Origin of the sequence: Halorhodospira sp. 9621 (assembly GCF_022228055.1) — a bacterium.
GTDB lineage: Bacteria > Pseudomonadota > Gammaproteobacteria > Nitrococcales > Halorhodospiraceae > Halorhodospira > Halorhodospira halophila_A.
This window is the reverse complement of sequence record NZ_JAJNRD010000011.1, coordinates 1-25,963: the sequence shown is the minus strand read 5'-3', so window position 1 is coordinate 25,963 and position 25,963 is coordinate 1. Positions and strand designations below refer to the sequence as shown.

The 25,963-nt window shown below is 69.8% G+C and carries 20 protein-coding genes and 1 tRNA gene; 4 read left to right on the top strand and 17 right to left on the bottom strand.

Annotated features, from left to right (window positions below):
• Positions 1 to 3 precede the first annotated feature (3 nt).
• The 14 genes from yajC (LRF89_RS07070) to LRF89_RS07005 all read right to left on the bottom strand — a co-directional run bounded on the left by yajC (LRF89_RS07070) (position 4) and on the right by LRF89_RS07005 (position 15,404).
• Positions 4 to 345: a preprotein translocase subunit YajC gene (yajC, locus tag LRF89_RS07070; RefSeq protein ID WP_201171261.1), complete on the bottom strand. Its 342-nt coding sequence runs from the start codon at positions 343 to 345 to the stop codon at positions 4 to 6.
• A gap of 17 nt (positions 346 to 362) precedes the next feature.
• Positions 363 to 728, bottom strand: a complete 366-nt coding sequence (gene yajC, locus LRF89_RS07065) for a preprotein translocase subunit YajC (RefSeq protein ID WP_201242969.1) — start codon at positions 726 to 728, stop codon at positions 363 to 365.
• Between the two features lie 83 nt (positions 729 to 811).
• Positions 812 to 1,924, bottom strand: a complete 1,113-nt coding sequence (tgt, locus tag LRF89_RS07060) for a tRNA guanosine(34) transglycosylase Tgt (RefSeq protein WP_238634654.1) — start codon at positions 1,922 to 1,924, stop codon at positions 812 to 814.
• A gap of 116 nt (positions 1,925 to 2,040) precedes the next feature.
• Positions 2,041 to 2,688 carry a carbonic anhydrase gene (locus LRF89_RS07055; RefSeq protein ID WP_201171251.1) on the bottom strand — a complete coding sequence of 216 codons (648 nt, stop codon included), beginning with the start codon at positions 2,686 to 2,688 and terminating at the stop codon, positions 2,041 to 2,043.
• Positions 2,689 to 2,774: 86 nt separating this feature from the next.
• Positions 2,775 to 3,437 (bottom strand): MOSC domain-containing protein, encoded by a 663-nt coding sequence (locus tag LRF89_RS07050; RefSeq protein WP_201171253.1) that lies wholly within the window; start codon positions 3,435 to 3,437, stop codon positions 2,775 to 2,777.
• Positions 3,434 to 4,312: a ribonuclease H-like domain-containing protein gene (locus LRF89_RS07045; RefSeq protein WP_201242959.1), complete on the bottom strand. Its 879-nt coding sequence runs from the start codon at positions 4,310 to 4,312 to the stop codon at positions 3,434 to 3,436. Before LRF89_RS07045 ends, LRF89_RS07050 begins: the two co-directional genes overlap by 4 nt.
• A gap of 22 nt (positions 4,313 to 4,334) precedes the next feature.
• The gene (locus LRF89_RS07040; protein ID WP_201171272.1) at positions 4,335 to 5,156 is read right to left on the bottom strand and encodes a TlpA disulfide reductase family protein; all 822 of its coding nucleotides are present in this window, start codon (positions 5,154 to 5,156) and stop codon (positions 4,335 to 4,337) included.
• Positions 5,153 to 5,776 carry a gamma-glutamylcyclotransferase gene (locus LRF89_RS07035; protein WP_238636835.1) on the bottom strand — a complete coding sequence of 208 codons (624 nt, stop codon included), beginning with the start codon at positions 5,774 to 5,776 and terminating at the stop codon, positions 5,153 to 5,155. The genes LRF89_RS07040 and LRF89_RS07035 overlap by 4 nt, the downstream gene beginning before the upstream one ends.
• A gap of 19 nt (positions 5,777 to 5,795) precedes the next feature.
• Positions 5,796 to 7,769 (bottom strand): putative bifunctional diguanylate cyclase/phosphodiesterase, encoded by a 1,974-nt coding sequence (locus LRF89_RS07030; RefSeq protein WP_238636834.1) that lies wholly within the window; start codon positions 7,767 to 7,769, stop codon positions 5,796 to 5,798.
• 176 nt (positions 7,770 to 7,945) lie between these two features.
• A complete protein-coding gene (locus LRF89_RS07025) occupies positions 7,946 to 8,677 on the bottom strand; it encodes a sulfite exporter TauE/SafE family protein (RefSeq protein WP_201171280.1) in 732 nt (243 codons plus the stop codon).
• 75 nt (positions 8,678 to 8,752) lie between these two features.
• The gene (locus LRF89_RS07020; RefSeq protein ID WP_238636833.1) at positions 8,753 to 10,186 is read right to left on the bottom strand and encodes a coniferyl aldehyde dehydrogenase; all 1,434 of its coding nucleotides are present in this window, start codon (positions 10,184 to 10,186) and stop codon (positions 8,753 to 8,755) included.
• Positions 10,187 to 10,234: 48 nt separating this feature from the next.
• The gene (locus LRF89_RS07015) at positions 10,235 to 12,658 is read right to left on the bottom strand and encodes a DEAD/DEAH box helicase (RefSeq protein ID WP_238636832.1); all 2,424 of its coding nucleotides are present in this window, start codon (positions 12,656 to 12,658) and stop codon (positions 10,235 to 10,237) included.
• A gap of 73 nt (positions 12,659 to 12,731) precedes the next feature.
• Positions 12,732 to 14,819 (bottom strand): ATP-dependent helicase, encoded by a 2,088-nt coding sequence (locus tag LRF89_RS13575; RefSeq protein ID WP_238636831.1) that lies wholly within the window; start codon positions 14,817 to 14,819, stop codon positions 12,732 to 12,734.
• A gap of 3 nt (positions 14,820 to 14,822) precedes the next feature.
• A complete protein-coding gene (locus tag LRF89_RS07005) occupies positions 14,823 to 15,404 on the bottom strand; it encodes a DUF1439 domain-containing protein (protein ID WP_201171289.1) in 582 nt (193 codons plus the stop codon).
• 391 nt (positions 15,405 to 15,795) lie between these two features.
• On the opposite strand from LRF89_RS07005, the gene LRF89_RS07000 reads away from it, so the two are divergent.
• Genes LRF89_RS07000 through LRF89_RS06990 form a run of 3 tightly spaced genes read left to right on the top strand, consistent with a single transcriptional unit; the run spans position 15,796 to position 21,112 of the window.
• Positions 15,796 to 17,067, top strand: a complete 1,272-nt coding sequence (locus LRF89_RS07000; protein ID WP_201242965.1) for a metallophosphoesterase — start codon at positions 15,796 to 15,798, stop codon at positions 17,065 to 17,067.
• Positions 17,064 to 20,600 (top strand): hypothetical protein, encoded by a 3,537-nt coding sequence (locus LRF89_RS06995; RefSeq protein ID WP_238636830.1) that lies wholly within the window; start codon positions 17,064 to 17,066, stop codon positions 20,598 to 20,600. The genes LRF89_RS07000 and LRF89_RS06995 overlap by 4 nt, the downstream gene beginning before the upstream one ends.
• Positions 20,597 to 21,112, top strand: coding sequence for a SprT family zinc-dependent metalloprotease (locus LRF89_RS06990; protein ID WP_201171298.1), 516 nt, complete (start codon positions 20,597 to 20,599; stop codon positions 21,110 to 21,112). Before LRF89_RS06995 ends, LRF89_RS06990 begins: the two co-directional genes overlap by 4 nt.
• A gap of 29 nt (positions 21,113 to 21,141) precedes the next feature.
• Here the strand turns inward: LRF89_RS06990 and queA are convergent, their stop codons facing one another.
• On the bottom strand, positions 21,142 to 22,179 hold the full coding sequence (gene queA / locus LRF89_RS06985) for a tRNA preQ1(34) S-adenosylmethionine ribosyltransferase-isomerase QueA (RefSeq protein WP_238636829.1): 1,038 nt from the start codon (positions 22,177 to 22,179) through the stop codon (positions 21,142 to 21,144).
• Complete coding sequence (locus LRF89_RS06980) at positions 22,176 to 24,197, bottom strand: methyl-accepting chemotaxis protein (protein ID WP_238636828.1); 2,022 nt, start codon at positions 24,195 to 24,197, stop codon at positions 22,176 to 22,178. The genes queA and LRF89_RS06980 overlap by 4 nt, the downstream gene beginning before the upstream one ends.
• Before the next feature lie 176 nt (positions 24,198 to 24,373).
• Here LRF89_RS06980 and LRF89_RS06975 point away from each other — a divergent pair.
• A tRNA-Leu gene (locus LRF89_RS06975) sits at positions 24,374 to 24,459 on the top strand.
• Between the two features lie 599 nt (positions 24,460 to 25,058).
• Here the strand turns inward: LRF89_RS06975 and LRF89_RS06970 are convergent.
• A partial coding sequence (locus LRF89_RS06970; RefSeq protein ID WP_238636827.1) for a tetratricopeptide repeat protein occupies positions 25,059 to 25,963 on the bottom strand: 905 nt, incomplete at its 5' end.

Genomic DNA, 25,963 nt, shown 5'->3' with positions numbered 1-25,963 from the left:
GAGCTACTTGCCCTTCTTGTCCTGTTCCTTGAGGGTGCCCTTGGGCATGACATTGGCCACGGCGTTCTTCTGGATCTGCAGCTGCACGCCATTGGCCACCTCGATGGTGGCAAAGGTGTCGCCCACCTCGGTGATTCGCCCCAGCGTGCCACCGTTGGTGACCACCTCATCGCCCTTGGAGAGCTCCTCGACCATCTGCCGATGCTCCTTGGCCCGCTTGGTCTGGGGGCGGATCAGCAGGAAGTAGAACAGGGCGATCATGCCCACCAGCAGGATGATGCTGAACCAGACGTTGGGCTCCTCCGGCTGCTGTTGAGCGTGCGCGGCAGAAATCAGAAAATCCATAAGGCTCTCCATGGTGTTCACTCAGTGGATTCGGTCGGGGCGTGGCTCTTGCCGCTGCGGGCCTCGTCCAGCGTCCCCTTGGGCAGGACGTGGCCGATCATGTCGCGCTTGACGTTCCACTCGACGCCCTTGGCCACCTCAACACGCACGAAATCCTCGCCCAGGCGCGTGATGCGACCCAGCTCGCCCCCGCTGGTCACGACCTCATCGCCCTCGGCCAGCCCCTCGACCATCTGCTGATGCTGTTTCATGCGCTGGCGCTGCGGGCGGATCAGCAGGAAGTAGAAGACCGCCACCAGCAGGACGGTGAAGATCAGGAAAAACAGCATATCGCCCCCGCCGCCTGCCTGCTGGGCGTGGGCCGGCGAGATGAAGAAGTCCATCAACATGCGCGCATTCCCCCTTCAGAATCTGTCGGTTAGCGCATTGACACCGCCCTCCGGCGGCCCGGATGCGGCGTATTATGTCATAGGGTCGGCGGCGTTTGCCCACGCCGCGCGTAGAAATCGTCCACGAAGCCCGCCAGTGCGCCGTCGCGGATCGCCGCACGCAGGCCGGCCATCAGCTGCTGGTAGTAGTGGAGGTTGTGCAGTGTCGCCAGGCGAGCCCCGAGCATCTCGTTGCACCGCTCCAGGTGCTTGAGATAGGCCCGCGAGTAGTTGCGGCAGGTATAACAGTCGCAGACCGGGTCCACCGGCGTGGTATCCGCGCGGTAGCGGCTGTTGCGCAGCCTTACCAGTCCCTCGGAGGTGAACAAGAAACCGTTGCGTGCGTTGCGTGTAGGGATCACGCAGTCGAACATGTCCACACCGCGCCGGACGCACTCGACCAGATCCTCCGGCTTGCCCACGCCCATCAGGTAGCGCGGCCGGTCGGCCGGCAGGCACGGCTCCAGGTCCTCGAGCACGGCGTCGCGCTCCTCGCGGGGCTCACCCACCGACAGGCCGCCGATGGCGTACCCGTCGAATCCGATGTCCATCAGCCCCGCCAGCGAGGCCCGGCGCAGCTCGGGGTAGATGCCGCCCTGGACGATCCCGAACAGCGCCGCCGGATTGTCGCCATGGGCGCGGCGGCTGCGCGCCGCCCAGCGCAGCGACAGCTCCATGGAACGCTGCACCGCCTGACGCTCGGCCGGGTACGGGGGACACTCATCAAAGATCATGACGATGTCCGAGCCCAACTCGCGCTGGACGGCCATCGACTCCTCCGGCCCCATGAACACCCGGGCGCCGTCCACCGGTGAGCGAAAGTGCACCCCCTCCTCGGTGACCTTGCGCAGTTCGCCGAGGCTGTAGACCTGAAACCCGCCGGAGTCGGTGAGGATCGGCCGGTGCCAGTTCATGAAGTCGTGCAGATCGCCGTGGAGGTGGACCACTTCGGTACCGGGGCGCAGCCACAGATGGAAGGTGTTGCCGAGGATGATCTCCGCGCCCAGCTCGCGTAGCTCCTCCGGCGTCATGCCCTTGACCGTGCCGTAGGTGCCCACCGGCATGAAGGCCGGGGTCTCGATGGTCCCGCGCGGCAGATGCAGTCGTCCGCGGCGCGCCGCCCCATCCGTCGCCATACGCTCAAAGCGCAGCGCCCCGGTATCCGTCAATGCCGCATCCGCCTGCACCAGCCCCTCCAAGGTCGCCCAAAACGAAAACGGCTCAGGATAGCGATGCAGCGGCCGCAGTGCACCCGCCAGCGCCCGCGTTAGCGCTGCTCAGGTGGCGGCAGCGCCCCCGTCTCGGCCACCCCGTCAAAGAAGTGCACCGCCCCGGAGGCCAGGTCGTATTCGGCACCGACCACAGCCAACCCCTGCTCGGCGCGCAGCCGGGCGAGGATCGGCGACTCCTCGCGCAGCATCTGTGCCGCCATGCGCACGTTGGCCCGCACCGCCTCGCGGGCCAATTCCTGCGGATCGAGGGACTCGGCAAACAGCGGCTCCACCGCCGGGCGCACCCGGTCGAGGATCTTGCGCAGCCCCTCGGTGGGGGCCTCGACCTGTTCGCGCAGCGCCTCTACGGTGGCGTCGATGGCCCCGCAGCAGGAGTGGCCGAGGACCACCACCAGGCGCACGCCCAGTTTCTCGGCAGCGAACTCAAGGCTACCCATCTGCGAGGGCGCAGCGATGTTGCCGGCCACCCGGACCACGAACAGATCCCCGAGCCCTTGATCGAAGACCACCTCGGCGGGCACCCGCGAGTCGGCGCAGGAGAGGATCGCCGCAAACGGGGTCTGGCCGCGGACGAGTTGCCCGCGGCGCTCGGCATTGAACCGGTCGGGGTCACCGGGGGCATCGGCCATGAACCGCTGATTGCCTTCGATCAGCCATCCCAGGGCCTGAGCGGGATCCACCATCGGGAAGCTCCTTATGTTCTAACGTTTGCCCGTGTACCGCATCGCGCGGCACCCGATACTACGGCACGGCGAAGGCTTCGGGCGCATCAGAGGCGACCCTGGCGCTGCAGCCACACCACACGCTGCTGGAAGCGATCGCGCCACGCCGCCGCCAGCTCCGGCATCTCGGCGGCCAGGGCCATACGCTCCGGATCCGCCTGCGGCTCGCGATGCAGCGCCCAGAGTTCATCCATCGTCAGCCGCTGCGGGTGGCTCGTGCACCGCTCCAGGGCCGCCCCCGGCTCGACCGTACCCGGCTCGATGACCCGGTAGAGCCAACCGGTCCGCCCGGTCTCGACCATGGTCCGCGCCATGCGCTCGACGTCGAACCGGCGATCCACCTTCCAGCAGGGCAGCCGCGGCTGCGATACCTCGATCAATGCCGCACCGAGACGGAAACGATCCCCCACGGCGACATCGCCCTCCAGCCACCCTTCGGTGGACAGGTTCTCGCCGAACGCCCCGGGAACAAAGCGGTGCGCCGCCGTCGGGAACCGTTGCGACCACCACGGCAGATGCTCGGCAGGATAGTGATTGACGGCCCGCTCGGGGCCACCGTGAACGCGCCGGTCGGCGTGGTGATCCCCTTCCAGGCCCTCCGGCCCCAACCAGCAGGCGGCGGCAATCTCCTGCTTGTAGAAGCCCGTGGGATGGCGATCCGGCGGCAGCGCCCCCGGCCCACCGGCGAAGACCCGCGCGTTCGTCGTCACGGGGCTCTACCCTCCTCGCAGTAGACCCGATCCAGTGCCGCCCAGAGGGCCGCAAGGGCCAGGATATCGTCGCTGTTATGACGCACCACGGCCGGCAGCTGTCGCGGATCGCCCCGTTGTAGGAAATCGAGCCAGGCCGCCGGCGCCTCGGCACCGGGCAGATCGTCGAGCCGCTCGTGACCGAGGAGCCGGCGCTCAGCGGTCGCCAGGCGGCAATTGGGCCAGCGGCTGCGGAAGATCCGCCGTGTCGGATGCAGCAGATCCAGGTGCTCCCGGTTGTCCAGGCCCAAGTCGACCCCGTGGAGCCGCGCACGGCTCTTGAGCAACGGGGCATCGAAGGACTTCCCGTTATAGGTCACCAGTGCCTGCGTCTCATCCAGCACCTGGCCCAGCCTCGCCAGCAGCGCCGGCTCGCCGCTGAACCCGGTCAGCAGCCAGTGGCGCACTGTCAGGCCGCCGCCCCCCAGACTGCCGACGCCGATCAGGAACACCACGGTGCCGGCCCCGCCCGCCAACCCGGTGGTTTCCGTATCCAGCAGCAGCGCCCGCTGCGGGTCCAGCCCGCCCCCCTCCGGCACCCCATCCAGGCGCCCCGCGAGCGGTGCCAAGGGCTGCTGCCCGTAGGCCGTCTCCAGCCCAACCACGCGCTCGACCTCGACCAGCCCGGGCGCGCACACTGCACCACCAAGCTGCTCGGCCACCGCCTGATCACCGGGGCGCTGACCACCGGCTCGCGACGCCGAGCGCCGCTGTCGCGTTTGGACACGCGCCAGGCGCTCGCGCACCCCCGGTGTCGCCGGCTGCTCCGGCGACACCGCCGCCGGACGCCCGCCGGCCTGGGCCCGCAGCCGGTCGATCCGCTTGGACAGGCTCACTGCTTCGCTTCCCTCCCTCGAGTCAACGCAGGCGCTCCAGCCCCCGTTCCAGCGAGGCGCTCGATACCTGGCCGGTGTGGGAGTCGACCAACTGGCCGTGTTCATCGTAGAAGAAGGTGGCGGGCAGACCGCGGGTGCCGGTGGCATCACTCCAGCGCTGGTGCGGATCCATCAGGATGTTCTCCAGCGATGGCGCATGCTCTTCCAGGTAGCCCTGCACCTGACCGGCATCCTCGCCCTGGTTGACGAAGACGAACTTGACGCCATCCTCGCGTTCCTGCGCCTGCTCGAAGACTGGCTTCTCCTGCTGGCAGGCCGGGCACCACGTCGCCCATAGATTGACCACCACGGGCTGGCCGGTCTCATCGATCAGGCTGGGCAGATCCGTGCGCTCGCCCTCCAGGGTGCTCACCGCTACCTCCGGCGCCGATCGGGATTGCTGATCGATCACCAGCAGCGGGCCCGCGGTCACTCCCCAGACGATGCCGCCGGCGACCACCGCCGTCGTCAGGGCCCGGCGCTGCTGGGGAACCCGCCAGAAACGCCAGACCAGGTAGGCCAGACCGGCGACAACACCACCGAGGGGATCGAAGCCGCCGTCGCGGATATCCACCACCCCCCAGAGGCTGTCGAAGCTCTCCCAGTAGTGGACGACGAACAGCAGCCGCGCCCCCACCAGCCCAACCAGGACCAGGCTGAACAGGCTGTCGCTGACCCGCACACCGCTGCGCCGAGCGGCCAGGCCACCGGCGACCAGGGCGACGGCCAAGGCCAGAACAAGCAGGATCTGTCCGATGGAGAGCACAAGGGGGCCCAGCGCCACCGTCTGATTCAGGACACTCATGGGCGGACGACTCCGGTTGAATGGGGAAAAAACTCCTCGATGGCCTCCTCCAGGGCGAACACGTGCCGATCCTCCTCGCCCAGGGCGCGCAGGGCCCGCGCCAGCTCGATCAGGTAGTCGCGGTTGGGACCGCTCGGACCGCTGCAGCTGGCAATCTGCCGGGCCATCTCCGGAATCGGCGCAGGCCCGAGGAACGCCGGGTTATCCGCGGTAGCGATGTAGACCAGCCCCTGACCCTCGCCGCCATCTAGAAACCGCAGCGGCGTGGTCAAGCGGAGATAGCCGTTCTTCTCACGCAGATCCAGCGGTCCCAGGGCCTCGGGCGGGATCCGGTAGGCCATGCCGACACAGCGCACCCCCGGGGCTTCGATCAGGGTGGCCACCCGCCCGGGCGCCTCCGGCGTACCCCGGTGATCGTGGGAGCCCTGCCAGAAACGGCGCTTCCAGCCGTGGATAGCAGCCGGACGGCACTCGAAGTACGGGAAATCGGCCTTGTAGATCAGGGAACCGTATCCGAACAGCCAATGGTGGCCCTGATCGGGGAGTGGCTGGTGCTGCCGGTTGATCGCCCTAGTATCCGCAACCATGCCGTCGAGGATACCAGACCTTCGCCGCCGCACTCTGCCCGCCTCGGGCGATCTACCCCGCGCCGAAGAGCCGGGGAGTGACCTGTGCGGCCGGCTCCGGGCGCGCGAAGAAGAACCCCTGGCCCAGCGGGCAACCTTCATGCAGCAGGATATCGCGCTGCTCACGGGTCTCGATGCCCTCGGCGAGCACCGAGAACCCCAGGCTAACGCCGAGATCGATGATTGCCCGGTTGATCTTGATCTGGGTCGCATCCGACGGCAGGCCCCGCACGAAGGAGCGATCGATCTTGAGCTGGTCGATGGGCAGACCGCGCAGGTAGCTCAACGACGAGTACCCCGTACCAAAATCATCCAGGGCGATCAGCACGCCCCGGGCGCGCAGGGCCTCGAGCTGGGCCACCACCGTGCGATCCTGCTCCATCAGGACGCTCTCGGTGATCTCCAGCGCCAGCGCCTCGGGCGGGACACCGGCGTGCGCCAGGGCATGCTCCACATCGTCGACCAGGCCGCCGCCGACGAGCTGCGGTGCCGAGACGTTCACGCCGACGCGGCCGAACGCCAACCCGGCATCCCGCCAGGCCCGCGCCTGCTCGCAAGCCTGGCGCAGCACCCAGCGGCCCAGCTCGCCAATAAGCCCCACCCGCTCGGCAACCGGCACAAACTGCGCCGGAGAGACCCAACCGCGCTCCGGATGCTCCCAGCGCAGCAGCGCCTCGGCCCCGACCCAGCGGCCACTGCTCAGCTCCGTCTGCAGCTGGAAGTGCAGCGCCAGCGCATTCGACTCCATGGCCTGCCGCAACTGCGAGCCGAGCTCCAGGCGCTCGCGGGCCTCGGTCGTCAGCTCCTCGCTGAAGAAGCGCAGACTGACGCCCTCCTGACGGGCCTGGTACATGGCGGCATCGGCCTGCTGCACGAGCTGCGCCGCGGAAGCGGCCGGCTCCGGATAGCTGCTGACCCCCACGCGCAGGTGGATGGGCACCTCCTGGCCCTGCACCTCGAACGGCGCCCCGGTCACCTCGAGGAAGCGACGGGCCAGCTCGGTGGCGTCACCGGCGGTCCGCAACCGGGGGAGAACGACGGCAAACTCGTCCCCGCCGAGCCGCGAGACCTGCACCGGGCCGCACAGGTGCGAGGGCACATGGACCTCGCTAAGCCGCTGACCCAACCGTTTGAGCACGTCATCACCGGCCTGGTGGCCATAGCTGTCGTTGATCGTCCGGAAGTCGTTGACATCGATGACCACCAGCCCCAGGGGCGCCCAGGGCGGAAGCGCCTCCAGAGTGCGGGCCAGGCGATCCTGGAAGAGCATACGGAGCGATTCGCGGTTGGTGACGTCGTGGAGGTTGATCACCCACGCGCTCCTGCCTTCCCAACCGATGGGCTGGGCGCCCATCTCCACCGTCCGTAAGCCACCCCCGGGGGCAAACAGCTCGACCTGCTGCGGCGCCCCCTGGGGAATCGCCTGGCCGAACCAAGCCCCGACCAGCGCCTGCGGATCCTGCCCGAGAAACCGCCCCGCAGCCGCGTTGGCATAGAGGATGCGACCCTCCGTATCGACGATCACGATCCCCTCTGCGGTGCTGGCCAACAACTGGTGGTACTGCCAGTCGCGCTCGTGCAGGGCCTCGCGGACCGCTTCGCGCTCCGTCACATCCTCCAGGATGTGCAGCGAGTAGGCGTAGCGACCCGCCTCGTCCACCACCGGGTAGGCCCGCGACTTCAGGATCTCGCCCGCGTCCAGGACAAGGTCACAGCACGGCTCCTGCGGGGCGACATCAGCGGAACGCGCAGCTGCGAAGGCCCGCATCCCCGCGGCACAGCGGGGTAGCGGCCCCTCGCGCACGGGGAACACCTCCCAGTAGCAGCGTCCCAGCGCCTCATCGGCCCGGCAGCCGGCCCGCTCCAGATAGGCGGCATTGGCGCCGAGGATGCGGTACTCGTGGTCGTGGACAAAGGCCGCATGGGCAATCGCCTCAATCGGGACCGGCCAGCCCGCCACTCCCTGCTGTCGCTTATCGCGCCCCATCACCTCCACCAGAGGGTCGCCGTCGCCCGACCGGCCGGCACCGGGAGGACGGCCCGCCGCCATCGAACCGGTTCAAGGATAGCCGCGCGGTGTGCAGCAGCACGCCCTTCAGGGCGAACACCCCCGCAGCCGCAAGCACCACACCCCACGCCATCGCGTCCATTCCGCCCTCGCACTCAACCCAGCGCGCGTACACCGTCGACAATCACCGCGACAGCCGACAGCGTACACAGAATCAGGAGAATCGGTCGAATCCGGCCGGCATCCACCCAGTGGAGGATCGACCCAGAGATCCACAGCCCCAGCAACGCCGCCGGCGTAACAGCCAGGGAGAGCATGAGTTCGTCGTGGCCGAAATACCCCAGCAGGACCATCCCCAGCAACGAGACCACCGAGCCGACCAGGAAATACCCCCCCAAATTGGCCCGGATATGCGGTCCCCGGGCGTGCTGATAGAGCAGTGCCATCGGCGGACCGCCCACCGAGGTCGCCGTACCCATGAAACCGGAGAGGAACCCGGCCCCCAGAAGCCGGTTGCGGGTCGGGCGGATATCCCCGGGGAGCAGGCTGACCACCACACCCAACAACACCGCCACCCCGAGAACCAGCGACAGCATCCACTGCGATGCCACCGCAAGCAGCCCAAAGGCCGCCACCATCCCCGGCATGCGTCCGATCACCGCGGCCCCGAGTTCGCCGATGGCCAGCCCCGCCCGATTGCGCCAAAGGATGATCGCCGAGATGACCATGGCCACGAAGAGCACCGGCCCAGGGATGAAGGCCGGGTCGATGAGAAACAGCAGCGGGGCAGCGAAGATCGCCAGCCCGAAGCCCAAGGCCCCCTGGAGCAGACTGCCAATGGCCACCAGCAGGGAAGCGAGCGCGAGTTCGAGGGGAGGCAGGGGCAAGAACGGACTCCGGCGGCTTCGTGAAGGCGGAAGTCTATCACCCCGCCACGCGGGGACGCCGGACGCCGCCGGGGGTCAGCGCACCATCAGCCGCCGGACCCAGCGGTGAATCCTGCGCCCGTAGGGCGGCTCGACCAGGCGCGCGCTGTTCCACCGCCCCTTGCGCAGGACCGCTTTCTCGTTCGAGAACGTCCGGAAGCCTTCGAAGCCGTGATAAAGCCCCATCCCCGACGCCCCCACACCGCCGAAGGGCAGGTTGTCCTGGGCTACATGGAGCACGGTGTCGTTGATACACACCCCACCGGAGTGGCTACGATCGAGCACCTGTTGCTGACGGCGGCGATCGTGCCCGAAGTAGTAGAGCGCCAGCGGGCGCGGTCGCGCGCGGATGTAGGCCAGCGCCTGTTCCAGGTCCGCCACGGTGACCACGGGCAGCACCGGACCGAAGATCTCCTCCTCCAGCACCCGCGCGGAAGCCGGGGCATCCAGCACCAGCCAGGGAGGCATACGACCCGACTCTGGGGCGTTTTCGACCGCCTCGGCCATGGACACCAGCTCCGCACCCTGCTCCCGGGCATCGGTGAGCAGCGCCTCCAGACGCTCGCGGTGCTGACGGGTGATCACAGCGGCGTAGTCGGGATTGTGCAACGGATCGGGATAGAGGCGCGTAGCCGCCCGGCGCAACGCGTCCACCAGGGCGTCACGCCGATCCGGCGTGCACAGCACATAGTCCGGCGCAATGCAGGTCTGGCCCGCATTGAGCAGCTTGCCGTAGGCGATCCGCCCGGCCGCCGTATCGAGATCGGCGTCCCCATCGACGACCGCCGGCGACTTGCCCCCCAACTCCAGGGTCACCGGGGTGAGGTGGGCCGCCGCGGCGGCCATCACCTGGCGTCCCACGGCGGTGGAGCCAGTAAAGAGCAGATGATCGAAAGGCAGCGCCGCGAACGCCCGGCTCACCGACTCACCACCCTCAACCACGGCCACCTCCTCGGCGGAGAAGGCCTGACGAATCACGCTGCCGAGCACCGCGTTGGTCGCCGGCGTCAGCTCGGAGAGCTTGAGCAGCACCCGATTACCCGCCGCCAGCGCCCCGGTCAGCGGGCTCAGGGCCAGGTAGACCGGGTAGTTCCACGGCACCATGATGCCCACCACACCCAAGGGCTGGTCGTGCACCCAGGCCGAGGCCGGCTGCATGAGCGGGTGGGGCCAGCGCCGGCGGAGACGCATCCAGCGGCGCAGGTGGCGCTGCGCGTGGCGGATCCCGGTCAGCGCCGGCAGCAGGTCCACGGTGGTCGACTCCTCCACCGAGCGCCCCCCGAAGTCCTCGTCCAGCGCCGCCGTCAACGCCTCCCGATGGTCGAGCACCGCCCGCCGCAGCCGATCCAGTCGCCCCCGGCGCACCGCCAGACTAGGGGCCGGATCCGCGGCGAAGGCCTGGCGCTGGCGATCCAGCAACGTCTGCAACTCCGCGGCTTGATCCTCCGGCATGGGGGTATGTTCGCCCATCCTGTCTCCGCCTCTTCTCCGTTCAGGGGCGCTAGGAATCGTTCGTGCTCATTGCAGGGCCCCGCTTGCATCCGGGTCCGCGGCCGGGCCGCTGCCCATCAGCAGCTCAAGCACCGTCAGCGCCGCAGCCCGCGGCGACTGCCCGCGGGTCTCCTCCGAGGCCAGCACCGGCCCCACACAGGCCGGACAGCCGTGGGTGCAAGCGCACCCCTGGACCAGGTCGTGGGCATCGGCCACCACGGCGGCCCGCTGGTCGAACAGCGGCGCCGAGAGCCCCACACCCCCCGGGTAGTTGTCGTAGAGGAAGACCGCCGGCTGGAACCGCTCGGCCTCCTCAACCCCGCGCACCTCGCCGCTGGCATCCCGGAGCTGGCCGCGCCCGCGTGGACCGGTGACGGCGAACCACTCGGCGTCCCCATCGCCCACGGCACGGCCCAGATCACCGGGCTCGGACATCAGGCGCAGCGCCGCCACATGGTGCAGGGCGTAGGCCGCGCCGAGGAACCCATCCAGCGCGCGGTGGCGCGTCTGGAAGGCCCGCTCCAGCGCACCCGGCTCGATGGTCCACCAGGCCGCCGTGGTGTGCATCTCCTGATCGGGGAGTTCGATCTCCCCGAAGCCGATGTTCTCGTGGGTGTAATAGCGAATCTTCTTGTAACCGGCGATGCGCCGGACCAGGTGCACCTCACCGTGGGCGGCCTCGGCATCGCCACCGCGCTGGCCCTCGAAACGCTCGAGGATCTTGAGCCGGCTGTAGTCGATGGCATCGGTGTAGTAATCGGCCCGCGTCTCCCGGACGTAGGCCTTGCGGCCGTCCCAGTCGAGACGCTCCACCTGGTAGGGGCGCGCCTGGATCATATAGATGGCGCCCTCGTAGAGCGTCATCGGTGCGGCGGTGTAGTCCACCTCGGCGATCACCCGCTGGGCGCCGTCGGTGGTGTCGATGACCACGAAGTTGCCGTCGGCCACCGAGCGCAGGCTGACCTCGCTGGCCGGGTAGCTGTCCGCCACCCAGTGCCAACGCTCACCCTCGCGGTGGAGCACCCCCTGCTCGACCAGGTAGTCGAGCAGCTCCTCCAGATCCTCGCCGCCGAAGGTCTCGCCGCGGCGAAAGGGGAGCTCGAAGGCGGCGCAGCGCACGTGATCGAGCAGGATCAGCAGCTGGTCCGGGTCGATGCGCGCGTGCTCCGGCGAGGCACCCAGGAAGAAGTCCGGGTTGCGGACCATGTACTGATCCAGCGGCTCGCTGGTGGCCACGACGATGCCCAGCGCGGTGCGGTTGCGCCGCCCGGCCCGGCCGAGCCGCTGCCAGGTGCCGGCGATGGTCCCTGGGTAGCCGTTGAGCACCCCCACGTCGAGGCTGCCGATATCCACCCCGAGCTCCAGCGCCGAAGTGGCCACCACGCACTCGACGTCGCCGGCGCGCAGGGCCTGCTCGGTCTGCCGGCGCTCGGTGGGCAGGTAACCGCCTCGGTAGGCGGCCACCCGCGGTGGCCGGCGCGGGTCCTTGTCGAAGACGTCCTTCAGATACTTGGTCAGCACCTCGACCATCAGCCGGCTGCGGGCAAAGAGGATGCTCTTCAGGCCACTGCGCACGGCCAGACGCGCGATGCGGGTGGTCTGCGAGCGCGCCGAGGCGCGGATCCCCAGATCGGGGTCGATCACCGGTGGGTTCCACAGCAGCAGCCGCTTCTCTCCGGCCGGGGCGCCGCTTTCGGTGATGGCCTCGACGCCTGACTCACCGATCAACCGCCCGGCCAGCTCGCCCGGGTTGGCGATGGTCGCCGAGGTGAAGATGAAGACCGGATCAGCCCCGTAGAAACGGCAGATGCGCCGCAACCGCCGGAACAGATTGGCCACGTGGGACCCGAACACTCCCCGATAGGTGTGCACTTCGTCCACCACCACGTAGCGCAGCTGCTCGAACAGCTGCGCCCACTTGGTGTGGTGGGGCAGCACTCCCTGGTGGAGCATATCCGGATTGGAGACGACGATATCGCCCTTGGTCCGCACCGCCTTGCGGGCATCCCCCGGAGTGTCGCCGTCGAAGGTAAAGGCGCGCAGCCCCAGCCCGCCGGCCTGATTGAGCTCGTGCAACTCGGCCACCTGATCCTGGGCCAGCGCCTTGGTGGGAAAGAGGTAGAGGGCCTTGCCACCGCCGGTCAGCGCCTCGTGGAGGACCGGCAGGTTGTAGCAGAGCGTCTTGCCCGAGGCGGTCGGGGTGACCACCACCGTATGCCGCCCGGCGCGGATCCGCTCCCACGCCTGGCGCTGATGGCTGTAGAGCTGCTCGATACCGCGCTGGCGCAGCGCTGTGGCCAGGGCCGTGGCCAGCTCCTTGGGCAGCGCCGCGGTGCGCGCCGGACGGGCGGGCAACACCAGCTCGCCGGCGATCCGCTCGCGGTAACGCCGCTGCAGCCGCCCGGCCAGCCCGCGGACCGGATCCTGCTCACCCTCTGTGCGCTTGGCCAACGTCTCTCCCCCACAACGGCTCACCCCCGGCGCGCTCCGAGCCTAAGCACTGCACCCGGCGGCGTAAACGGATTCAGCCGAGGACCACCTCGTGCGCTTGCAAGGCCGCCAGATAATCGCCAACGACCTGCGTACGCAGCCGCTTATCAGGCACCTCTCCTCGATCCAGGGCCGCCCCGGCAGCGATGGAGCGCTCCGGCTGCGCCTCGGCGAGAAAGCGCGAGGCCACCGCCCGGTGCGGATCGAACTGCTCCGCACGGCCGCGCTGCAACGCCCGCTCCAGACGCGGGTCTTGGGGATGGACCAAATAGAGCCGCTGCTGGGCCCGGGTCACCGCCACATAAAACAGCCGCCGCTCGGCCTCCAGATCCGCCGCCGTGGCCTCACCGGCGCCGTAGGGAAAGGTCCCCTCCGCCAGCCCGGGGACGATCACCACGGGCCACTCCAGCCCCTTGGCCCGGTGAATGGAGGTCACCCGCACGGCCTGCTCGGGGGGCGCGTCCTGCCACTGCGCCGAGCGGGCGATGAGCTCGTCGCAGCGCTCCAGGAACTCGGTCAGTCCCCAACCGCCACTGGCGGCGAAACGGCGCAGGGCGTCGACCATCATGGTGCGGTCGGTGGCCGTCTCAGCGCTCGGCGAGCCGCTGGCGATGGCCTCATAGAGCGACAGCTCGGTGACGATCTCATCGAGCACATCGGCCACCGGATCGTCGCGCCGGAATGCCCCCAGGGCCTCCAGAGAAGCCATCCGCTGGCGCAGCCGCCGCGCCTTCCAGCGGGGCAGATCCCCGGCGGCACGTGAGAGGCTGCGGGTCAGCGGCAGGCGGGCATCGGCATAACCGTGCGCGACCGTCTGCGCCTCCGGCCGGCGCAGACCGGCCACCGGCAGCATCAGCATCTCGGTCAGCAGCTCCCGCGGGCCGGCACCATCGGGCAGCGGCTCGCGCAGCATTCCGGCGGCATACCGCAGGTAACCGAGGAGCGCCCGGATCTCGCGACGCTGGAAGAGCCCGGCGCGCCCCTCCAGACGCAGCGGCACCCCGGCCTCGAGCAGCTCCAGCTCCAGCGGCGCGGCCAGGCTATAGAGCCGGACCAGAACCGCCACCTCACTCAGGCTCCCCCCGGCGGCCCGATGCTCGGCGAGGATGCGCCGGTAGAGCTCCGGGTCACTGTCGACGCACCGGCGCACCTCGGTGGCCGGATTATCGGGCGCCGCCAGGCAGAGCTTGCCGTCCCGCTGTCGGTTGCGCACCACCGAGTGGTTGCCCAGCAACGCCACGGTGTGGCCGAAACGGAAGGTGTGCGGCAGGGTGTAGCTGGCGGCACCGGGGAAGTCCTCGTCGAAACGGCGCACGATGTACTCCGGCCGCGCCCCGCGCCACTGGTAGACGCACTGATCCGGGTCACCGACGACCATCACCGCAGCCCGCTCACCGGCGATGCAGCGGATCAGCTGCTGCTGCGCCTCGTTGACGTCCTGATACTCGTCGATGATGACGTGATCGAAATGATTCCGGAAGCGCCGGGCCAGGGCCTCGTCGGCCAACAGAGCCTGGACTGGCTCGTGGATCAAGTCATTGAGAAGGCGCAGCTGCTGGTCGTCGCGCAGGGCCTCGAAGCGCCGGTAGGCCTCGAGATAATGGCCCGGCAGCGACGTGCCCAGCAGGGCGGGGGCCTCGGCATGGATGACGGACGCCTCGCGGGTATCGGCCTTGACCACGTCGACGAAGGCCAGGAAGGCATCGACGGCATCGTCTTCCACCGCCTCCGCCTCGTCCCGATCCTCCAGCGCGGCCTCCAGCGCATTGCGCGCCAGCTTGCGGGCGACCCAGTCGGCACTCTCGAGCCGGCGCCGTGGCACCACCCCCTCGGCCTCGAGCCGCTGGAGCAGCCGGTAGCCCGCGCTATGGAAGGTCTGTACCGAGACCCGCGCCGGCGAGCCGGCCTCGCGGATGGCCACCGTCAAGCGACGCTCGAAGTCCTCCCGGGCCGAGCGGTTGAACATCAGGACCCGGATTCGTGCCGGGTCCGCGCCGCGGCGCAGCAACTCGATCACCCGGGCCACCAGGGTCGCCGTCTTGCCGGACCCGGCCGCAGCGCTCACCCGGGCGTGCCCACCCGGGTGCTCGATGACCTGCCTCTGTTCGGGGGTGAATGCCACGGTCTAGCGCGGCCTTAGCACAAGCCGCCCCGGCTCGACCCGCACCTCCGCCGGGACCCGACCCAGGACCCTCCCGGTGGCGCTGTCGCGCTCGATCTCGTAGACCGGGGTCCGCTCCAGGTGTTCGCCGACCAGGCCGACCACCGGATCGACGAGTTCCGTCACCTCGCCGTTGAACCAGCGCGACTCCACCCGGCTGGTCACCAGTTCCAGCTCCCGGACGTAGACCGCACCGGCCTCATGGTCATAATCCGGCAGGCCGCGCAGGCGCAGCGCCACGCCCGCGGACTCCTGCCCCATGAGCAGGTCCACGCCGGCACGCCCCAGGATATCGAGCTGGATTCGGTCCGGCGCCTCTTCCGGACCCAGGGTGACATCGGCGGTGCGCACCGAGAAGTCGAAGGCCGCTAGCGGGCTCTGCAGACGCACATCCCGCAGCGCTTCCAACCGGGTATCGAGGTGGGCCTGGACCTCGTCCTGCTCCACCGAATAGCTAACCAGCTGCGCGCAACCGGACAGGACCGGGAGCGCCAACACGAAAAGCATGCGGCACAGCGCTCCGCTCAGGGATCGCCGACGGTTCACCAGAGCCACCTCCTTCTGCGCGGCGAGGGCCGGCGCTGGACGGCGCGAGGCACGTCCGGCACCACGGACGCACCTAGTATAAAGGCTTTCGGCCAGGAGGCGGGCCCCGCGGGCGGGTGGTCGTCCTTGACCACCCCGCCCCAGGCCCCTACATTCGGCGGGATTCACCGCGGATCTCCCTATCCGCCCCTATCGGGCTCTCACGCCGTTGCTCGGGGTGGCTCGGCAAGCTCCCTTTGCCGAATGCGGGGTTAACGATACCCGCCCCGCGATCCCCCGCGCATGCGACACCTCTGATGGATGCATCTTCCTGCATCCGTTTGTCGACAAGCGCTGCTTGCCGCTTGCGGGTGTTAGCATAAATGGGTTTCCACCACATAATGGGAAAACCGTGCCCGCGCGCATTCTTGCCATCGGCGATCTGCACTTGGGGCGCCGCCCGAGCCGCATCCCCTCGACCATCGATCCGGCCGGCCGTCTGACCCCGGCGGCTGCCTGGGCCATGTGCGTGGAGCGTGCCGTGCGGGACGGTGCCGACGCCGTCCTGCTGGCCGGAGACGTCGTTGAGGACAGCGACGACCTCTATGAGGCGTTCCCCGATCTGCGCAGCGGCGTGGAGCGCCTGGCTGCCCACGGCATCCCGGTCGCCGGCGTCTCCGGGAACCACGACGGCGACGTCCTACCCCGCCTGGCCGAGAGCCTCCCGGCCTTTCAACTGCTCGGTCACAACGGCACCTGGGAAACCGTCGAAATCGGCGGGGTGGAGATCCTCGGCTGGTCCTTCCCCGGCACCACCGCCCCCGACAGCCCCCTGGCGCACCCTGTCCCGCGGCGGACCGGCACCCGGCCACGCATCGGCCTGCTCCACTGCGACCGGGACCAGACCGGCAGCCGCTATGCGCCGGTGCGCTCGGCGGATCTGGAAGCCGCGGACACCGACGCCTGGCTGCTTGGCCACATCCACCGTCCGGACATGCTGAGCGGCCCCCGGCCCATCGGCTATCTAGGCAGCGTGCTCGGCCTCGACCCCGGCGAACCGGGCGCCCGCGGCCCCTGGTGGATCCAGGTCGACGGTCCCGGGCGCATCGAGGCAGAGCATGTCCCGCTGGCCCCGCTGCGCTGGGAGTCGCTGGCGGTCAGCGCCGACAGCATCGACCACGCCGATGAGCTCCACCCACGGGTGATGGCGGCGCTTGACGCCCTCCACCTGGAGCTGAGCCGCAACGGCGCCGAAGCCCAGGCGGTGGGTTGCCGGCTGCAGATCACCGGGCGCCCCGCACCCGGTGCCGGAATCGAGGCGCGCCTGCAGGAGACCGGTCTGGCCGAGCTCCACGAGGTGCGCGATGGGGTCCACTACTTTGTCGAGGCCGTGCGCATGGCCACGGAGCCAGCGCTCGACCTGGAACGCCTGGCACAGGGCAGCGATCCGGTTGGACTCCTGGCACGGCGCCTACTGATCCTGCGGCGCCAGCCGGGCGATGCCGAGCGTGCCGAACTGATCCGCCGCGCCCGGCCGGAACTCGAGGCGGTCGCCCGGCAGCGCACTTTCTGGGGGCTGGAGTCTCCCCGCCTGGACGAGGCGCGCATCGCCGAAGCCCTCGAACAGGCTGCCCGCCAGGCCCTGGAGCGCCTCCTGGCCCAGGACCGGGAGGCCGCATCGTGAGACTGCGCCGGCTGCGAATCCTGCGCCTGCCCGGCATCGATCCGGGCTTCACCGTCGAGGATACCGCCGACGGGCTGCAGCTGATCGTCGGCCCCAATGCCTCGGGCAAGAGCAGCCTGATCCGTGCCCTTCGCGCCCTGCTTGAGCCGGGGCGGCGCATAGCGGGCACGGTGCACCTGGAAGCCGACGTGGAAACGGCCGCCGGACCCATGCAGGTCACCCGGGTCGGCGACCGGGTCACCTGGTACCGCGACGGCGCCCCGGCCGATCCGCCGGCCCTGCCCCCGCCCCACCTGCTCGGTTGCTACGCCCTGCAGGTGGAAGGACTGACCGATCCGGGGGCCACCGACGCCGAAATCGGCCGAGAGCTGGTCCGCGAACTCGCCGGCGGGTATGACCTGGCGGCGCTGACCGCCCAGAACGGCCCATTCCACCTCAAGCGCAACCACGGCGATGCCGAGGCCCGCGCCCTGGAACGGGCGCGCAAGGAGTGGCGGGAGCGGCGCCATGAACACGAGAACCTGATCGCCGACGAGCAGCGCCTGGCGGAGCTCGAGGCGGAGTACCGCGCCGCCGAGCAGGCCCGACACGAGGCCGAGCAGCTGCGCCAGGCCGGCGAACTGGCGGCGGCGCGGACCGAGCTGCGACGCATCGACGACCAGCTGGCGCACTTCCCCACCGGGATGGACCACCTGCACGGCGACGAACTCCAGCGCCTGGAGCAGGAAGAGGCGGCCCGGGACCGCATCCACACCGAGCAGGAGAAACTCGCCGAGGCGGAACAGGCCTGCGCCCGGCAGCTGGCCGATACCCGCCTGCCCGATGCCGCCCCCGACGCTGAGACCCTGCAGCGCCACCGGCAGCTGCTGCGCGAACTCAGCGAACGCGAGCGGGAGGGCCGCCAGGCCGAGGAGGATGCTGCCGCCGCCCGGCGGCGGCAGCAGGAGATCGCCGAGGCCCTCGGCGCCCCGGAACCCGCCGCCGTGCGCATCGACCCGGCGGCGCTGCGCACCCTGGAGGAGCAGCTGGAGCCGTACCAGCGCGCGGAGGCGGAGCTAACCGCCCTGGAACGGGAGCTGACCCGCCTCGCCGATCCGGACCATCCCCGCCTGCCCCGGGCCGAAACGGTGCGCGCCGGACGGCGCGAGCTGATCCACTGGCTCAGCGCCCGCCAGCCGACCCGCCCCGGCATCCTCGCCGGCACGGCCGGCGTGCTGGGCATGGGCGCCCCGCCGGCGCTGGTCGGCACCCTCTTCTGGCTCGAGCCGCAGTGGCAGTGGCATCCCGGTTGGGTGGCGGCCGCCGTCGGTACCACCGCAGCCCTGATCTACGCCGCCAGCGCGGTCCTGCGTGCGCCTCAGGCCGACGCGCTGCGCGATGCCGCCCGGCGACGCTACCCGACCGAGCTCCCCCAGCCCCGCACCTGGGAACACGAGGCCGTCGGCTCCTGCCTGGAACAACTCGACGCCCTGCTCCACGCCGCGGAGCGGCGCGAACAGCACAACCAGCGCGCCGCCGAACAGCAACGGTGCAAGCGCGAGCTGCAAGGCCTGCGCGAGGATCTCTCGCGCCGCGCCCGCCAGCTCGGCGGCGACGGCAACCGGCTGGCAGCGAGCACCCTGCACTACCTGCAGAGCCTACGCGACTGGAACCAGGCCGCCGCCGACCGGGCCGAGGCCGAAGCCCGGCGCGAGGCGCGCCGCAACGAGGCCGAGCGCCTGCGCACCGAGATCGGCGACTTCCTGAAGACCTGGCAGTCCTTGCCTCCAGATGGCGGTGACGACGTCGAGGCCCTGATTGCCGCCGTCGACGCGCTGGCCAACCGGGCGCAGCAGCGCACCGAGGCACTGCGCCAGCAGCAGGACCTGGAGCGCTGGCGGGCCGATCTGGCTCGACAGACCGAGGAGCGGCGCCAGGCCATCGAACAGCTCTTTGCCCGCGCCGGGATCACCGACCAGGATCGGGACACGCTGCACCGGCGACTGGAGCAGCGCCCGGAGTGGCAGCAGCTCCAGGAACAGCGCCGTCAGTGGCAGGCCGAAGAGCAGGCCGCCCGCCGCGCCCTGGCCGACGCCCCGGAGCTCCTCGAACGCGCCGGACAGGTCTCGGCCGAAACCCTGCACGCCGAGGCCGCCGATCGCCTGGCGCGGGCCGGCGACGCGCAGCAGATCAGCGAGACCATCGGCTCGATCCGCCAACGGATCCGTGACGTCCAGCAGACCCGCCCGCTGGAACAGGCCCGCGCCGAAATCCAGGCCGCCAGCGATGCGCTGGGTGAACGCCTGCAAGAGGCACTGCTCAGCCACGCCGGGCGCTGGCTGATGGACGATGTCCGCCAGGAGCACACCAGCGAACGCCGCCCCGAAGCACTTCGCCGGGCGGAGGCGTGGCTGCAGCGCTTCACCGACCACCAGTACACGTTGCGCTTTGTGCCCGATGCCGACGGCAACGGCCGTTTCCTGGCCCGGGATCAACACGTCGGCACCGACCGCAGCCTGGCCGAGCTGTCCACCGGCACACGCATGCAGCTGCTGCTGGCCGTGCGGGTCGCCTTCGCCCTGGAGGCCGAGCGCGGCCGCGAGCCGCTGCCGCTGTTCCTCGACGAGGCCCTGACCACCACCGACCACGACCGCTTCGCCGCCGTGGCCGGCGCCCTGACCACCCTGGCCGAGGAGGACGGGCGGCAGATCTTCTACCTCAGCGCCCAGACCACCGAGCCGCAGCTCTGGCGCCAGGCGGGCGTCGAGCCGCCGGTGATCGACCTGGCCGAGGTCCGCCGCCTGGCCCGCGGCAGCGCCTCCGCCGGGGATCTTTCCCTGCCGCAGCGCCACCCACTGCCGGCGCCGGAGGACCACACCGCGGCCAGCTACGGCGCCGCGCTGGAGGCCCCATGGATCGATCCCTGGCAGGGCACCGGGGCCATCCACCTCTTCCACGTCCTGCGCGACGATCTCGACCGGTTGCACCGGATCCTCGCCGCCGGCTTCGAGTACCTCGGCCCGCTGCGCGGCCTGCTCGACAGCGACGCGGCGCAAACGCTGTTCACCGCGCAGGAACGCGCCGAGCTGGCCGTACGGATCATCGTCGCCGAGGCGTGGCTGGAGGCCTACGCCATCGGTCGCGGCACTCCCATCGACCGGGCCAGCCTGGCCGCCGCGGCGCCCATCGCCGGCAGCAAGATGTGCGACGACGTGGCCGCACTGGCCGACGGCCACCAGGGCGACGCCGCCGCCATCCTCCAGGCGCTGGAGAACAAGGCCGTCCCCGGCTTCCTAACGCGCAAGATCGGCGAGCTGCGCGAATGGCTCGAACAACAGGGCTACCTCGACCCCCGCCCGCCGAGCCGCCGCGAGGATCGCCTGCAGCGGGCCCTGAGCGCCGCCGGCGGGGCGATCCACGAGGAGACCGTCACTGCCGCGCAGGTCCGTCGCTGGGTGGATCAGCTGGAGGCGGGGCTGGCCCCCTTGCAAGAGGAGCACCCCGATGGGAGCGCCGCGACCACCGAGCCAGGGACCGCGGAGGCCTCCTCGTGAACGCGCCGGGGTCGGTGGCCGAACGGGCCCGGGTGGTGGAACGGGAGACCGGGGCGTGGTGGGAGCGGTTCGGCGCCACCTACCCCGCGCTGCGCCAGGCCTCTACGCCACGGGTCGAGTGGCTGCGCCGCGGCTCGACTGCCGGCCGGGCCGACCTGCGCCGCTGGGTGGTGGCCTTCAATCGGCCCATGCTCCGGCGCGAGGACGGCTTTCGCATCATCCTGCCGGATACCGTGGTCCATGAGCTGGCCCACCTGGCCGCCTTCCACCTCTACGACAGCCGCGGCCACGACGCCGCCTGGCGCGGGATGATGGAGCGCATGGGCATCCCGCCACGGCGCACCCACGACCTCGACATCACCGGCCTGCCCGGGGTCCAGCGCCGCTGGCGCTACCGCTGCGGCTGCGGCGAGGTGCAGCTGAGCACCACCCGCCACAACCGCATTCTGCGCGGCACCCAGATCTACCGCTGCACCCGCTGTCACCGGCAGCTCGAACGCGCCGACGACTAGCCGGACCGCGATGCCGGTGCCCGAGCGGATCAGACCAGCAGCATGGCATCGCCGTAGCTGAAGAAGCGGTACTCCTCGGCAACGGCGTGGCGGTAGGCGGCCATGACCGATTCGTAACCGCCGAAGGCGCTGACCAGCATCAGCAGCGTCGACTCGGGCAGGTGGAAGTTGGTGAGCAACCCGTCCACGACACGGAACCGGTAGCCCGGCGTGATGAAAAGCCGCGTCTCGCCACTGTGGGGTGCCAGCTCCCCGTCGGCCGCCGCACTCTCCAGCGCGCGGACCACTGTGGTCCCCACCGCCACCACCCGGCCGCCGCGCTCGTGGGTGGCGTTCACCGCCGCCACTGTCTCGGCGCCGACCTCTAGCCGTTCGGCGTGCATGGTGTGGGCACTCAGGTCGTCGCTCTCCACCGGGGCGAAGGTCCCGGCCCCCACATGCAGGGTCACCCGGGCTGTCTCCACCCCATCGGCACGCAGGCGCTCGAGCATGGCGTCATCGAAGTGCAGCCCCGCCGTCGGCGCGGCCACGGCCCCGGGGCGGGCGGCGAAGACGGTCTGATAGCGGGTGCGGTCCTCGTCGTCGTCCGGGCGACGGATATAGGGCGGCAGCGGCACGTGACCGACCCGCTCCAGATAGTCCCACAGGCTGTCGGCCAGGCCGGTCAGGTGCAGGCGGAAAAAGCGGCCCTCGCGCCCGAGCACCTCGGCCTGCACCCCCTCGGCCAGCTCCAGCCGGCCACCGGGCTTCGGCGCCCGGTTGGCGCGCAGCTGACAGATCAGTACCCCGGCGGCGGCATCCTCCACTCGCTCGATGAAGACCTCGACCCGCGCCCCGGTGGGCTTGGCCGCCTCCAGCCGCGCCGGGATGACCCGGGTGTCGTTGAGCACCAGCAGATCCCCGGGGCGCAGGTAGTCGGGCAGATCGGCAAAGCGGCGGTCGGCCAGCGCCCCATCCTCGGTGCGCAGCACCAGCATCCGGCTGTCGGATCGCCGCGCTGCCGGCCGATGGGCGATCAGCCCTTCGGGCAAGTCGTAATGGAAGTCGCTGCGCCGCCACTCGGTCACGATCGTTCGCTGCCCTCATCAATCTTGAACTGTTGAACAAGCGCCTGCAGCCCCTCGGCCTCGCGGCGCAGTTGCTGGGCCGTCTGCGCCGTCTGATTGACGCCGCCGCTGGTCTGCTGGGTGACCTGATTGACCGCATCCACATTCTGGGCGATCTCGGCGGCGACGTTGGACTGCTGCTCGGCGGCGGTGGCGATGGACTGCACGTTCTCGGCCACGCTCTGCGCCTTTTCGACGATCCGCTGCAGCGCCGCCCCGGCCGCCTCGGCCTGCCCCAACCCTTCGTTGACCTGCCCCGAACTCTGCTCCATGCCCGTGACGGCCGTATCGGTGCGCTCCTGGATCTGCTGCAGTGCCTCGGAGACCTGCCGCGTGGCGTCCACCGTCCGCTGGGACAGAGAGCGTACTTCGTCGGCCACCACGGCGAAACCGCGCCCCTGCTCACCGGCGCGGGCCGCCTCGATGGCGGCGTTGAGCGCCAGCAGGTTGGTCTGCTCGGCGATCCCGTCGATCATCGAGATGATCTCGCCGATCTGCTCGCCGCTGCGCCCGAGGGCGGTCACCGCCTCGCTGGCCCGCTCGACACTGGCGGCCACCTCGTGCATTCGCGTCACCAGCCCCTGGACCGTCTCCTGGCCGTCGGTGGCCGTCTCGCCGGCCTGCACGGCGGCCGTGGCCGCCTCGCTGGTCTGGCGCGAGACATCGTGGATCGAGCTCGACATCTCCTCGATGGCGCTGGAGACCTGCTGGGTCTGGTCCGACTGCTCGACCATACCCGATTCGATCTGGGCATTGCTGGCGGCGATCCGCGCCACACCGTCCGTAACATCCCGGCTGGCCCCGGAGAGCTGCACGATCATGCCGTGGATCCGGTCCATCAGGCGATTGAACCAGTAGCCGACCTCGCCCAGCTCATCGGCACGGCGCTCATCCACCCGGCGGGTCAGATCGCCGTCGCCCTCGGCGATATCGCGCAGCCCATGAACCAACTGACCCAGCGGCCGGGTCAGCGACCGCGTCGTCCACGCCGCAATCCCGAAGGCCAGCGCCCCCACCAGAAAGAGCCCCAGGCCCAGCGTAGCGCCCGCCTCGCGGACCACCGCCACCACGCCTTCGCTGGCCCGCTCACCGCTCTCGGCGGTGTGCCCGGCCAGCTCGGATACCGCAGCCAGGGCCCGGGCGCTGGTCTCGGCGCGCTCCTCGCGCAGCTCGGCCAGCTCCTCCTGCGCCTCGGCCAGCCCCGTCGCGTAATCCTGATACTCGACAATCGCGTCGTTGATCTCCTCGAGGAGCTGCCGCTCCTGCTCGTCGGCAGCGGTGGCGCGCAGGATGCTGAAGTGCACCTGCACCTGCCCAAACCCCGGCAGGGCCCCCTGCAGACGGGTCGGGTCGCGCGTCTCCAGCGAGTGCAGGGCAGCCCGGTGGATATCGCCGGTGACCATGCGGATCTCGTTGAGCCGGGAGAGATCCTGCAACCGTTGCCCGCGAGCCTCGGCGGCGCTCTGCCCGGCCGGCGCCTGGAAACCCGCCGCCTGGGCGGCCTCCACGCGCTCGCGCTGATCATCCAGCAGGTACTGCGTCTCCTCCAGGGCAATGGTCGCCGTGCGCAGAAGGCCCTCCCGCATCTCCCGCAGCCGCCGGACGGCCACCGCGGTAGCGTCGGTGGCCTCACGGTAGGCCTCCATGGCCCCCCCGGCCTCCTCGGCGAACGCCGCGGTGCGCCCCTCGCCCGCCGCGCGCACCTGCTCGATCTGCGCCACCGCCTCCTCGTGCGCCTCGGCGGCGCGCTCGGCGGCCTCGGGCGCGAGGGTCAACCCGTACTCCTGCCAGCGCTGGGCACTCTGCTGGACGTGTGCCTCGATCTGGCGCGCCGCCAGCAGCTCCGGCAGCACCTCCTCGCGGAGCTCCGAGGCGTGATCGTCGATGGTGCCCAGCTGCCAGATGGCCACCGCACCCAACGTGCCGGCCAGACCGATCACCAGGCCGAATCCCGTCCCCAACTTCCAACGGATGCGCATGCGTTGCTCCTTATCCCCGGCCGTGAACACCGCCACGCGGCAGCCCAACCACCTCACGACCGACCACGCGACTGACTGCATCATCACCCTTGGCGACCACCGACCGGATTCCTTGAACTTGCTATCCTCCCGGCGGCTGGCCGGCGCCGCGTGGCGTGGTACAATTTCGACGCAAAGCCGGGATGGCGGAACTGGTAGACGCGCTCGACTCAAAATCGAGTGGGTATAGCCCATGTGGGTTCGAGTCCCACTCCCGGCACCATGCATTGCGTGAAAACAGCAACCTGGAAACGCACGGGCACTCTGCCCCACATCCTACCCAACGACCCTCAAGGCCTTGGGGCGAGCTACTCTGTAGCGGATAATACGGGCTCATCCCGGCGAGGCGCTCAAGGGACTCTGTCTCGAGCCGAGTTACGCTACGTCCTGGCAGCCACGCACTGACGTTACCGGGCTCCCTCAAGGATGAACACCTCGGGCTTTAGCGAACGCGACATCTGCACCAAGTACATCATCCCCGCGCTCCGCAACGCCCCGGCTGGGACGAGACCGAGCAGATCCTGGAAGAAGTCATCTTCACCAAGGGACGTATCACGGTCCTTGGCAAGCTTGTATCTGTTTAACCGGGGGGCTGGTCCGTACCACCGAATAAGCAAGTCCGCCCAGACTGCAGCGACCGCTCCCGTGCATCCAGACGGGATCAAAAGGATGCGTACGAAACATAACGCACGGGCTCCGAGGTCAGGGCAGGTCTATCCATGATGTCTAGACTGAGCTTAGTGGGGCCCTGCATACCGAGCTGAAAACCGTTTCCTCACGAGCGAGGAAGGATGCAGGCCCGGCATTTCCCGCCCCGATTCCCTACCGATCAAGCTCCTCCAGCAGCATCCGGGCATCTGCATGTATGCTGGACGGTGTTTCTCTGTCGTCGTCCACAATGAAGTTGAGATGGTGTCGGGCCTGATCGTCCCGCCCCAGCCGCACGAGCGCTTCAGCGTAACGATACCGAACCGAGACTTCGTCTGGCCGTGCTTGCTGGGCCAGCCGCAAGTACTCTGCCGCCTCTTCCAACTCGCCGTTGTCTAACAAGATCATTCCAAGAGTGCCCTGGAAGTGGGGGTTGTTCGGCTCTAAACGCAGTGCGTCTCGGGCGTGCGCTTCGGCCCGCTCGTCCCCGAGCTGGTGCCGGGCGTACGCAAGGCTGTTGTGAACCGCTGCCGTTTCGGGATGGCTCTCTATTACGGCTTGGAAGTGATTCGTGGCTTCGTTGTAACGGCTGTCGGCCAGCAGGGCTGAGCCCAATAGCCAGCGGGTTTGAGCGTCGTCCGGGCGTTGCTCCAACAACGATGTGAAAAGGCGGGCGGCGCTAGCGTTCTGACCAGCCATCAAACGAGCCCCGGCAGTGAGCTCCAGCCATGCAGGGTTGGACCCGTGTACCTCACGCAGTGGCTCAAGGAGGGTGATGGCCTCCCGTGGCTTGCCGCCGTCCATGCGGTGGCGAGCGAGCACAAGACGGGGGCGCAATGCCTCGGGATGCGCGTCCTTGGCGCGGTTAAGCAGCGCCTCGCTGCGCTGATCGTGCCCCATTTCAGCCTCGAAGCGCGCAAGCTCCAAGAGCAGATCAAGGTCGTCGGTGCGGACTGTCAAGGCGCTCTGGAGGTGCTCGCGGGCCGCGTCCGTATTTCCCTGAACCTGTGCCAGCATTGCCAAGTTGCGGGTCGCTAGGAAATCGCCCGGCGCGTATTGCAAAGCAGTCGTGAAGGCGT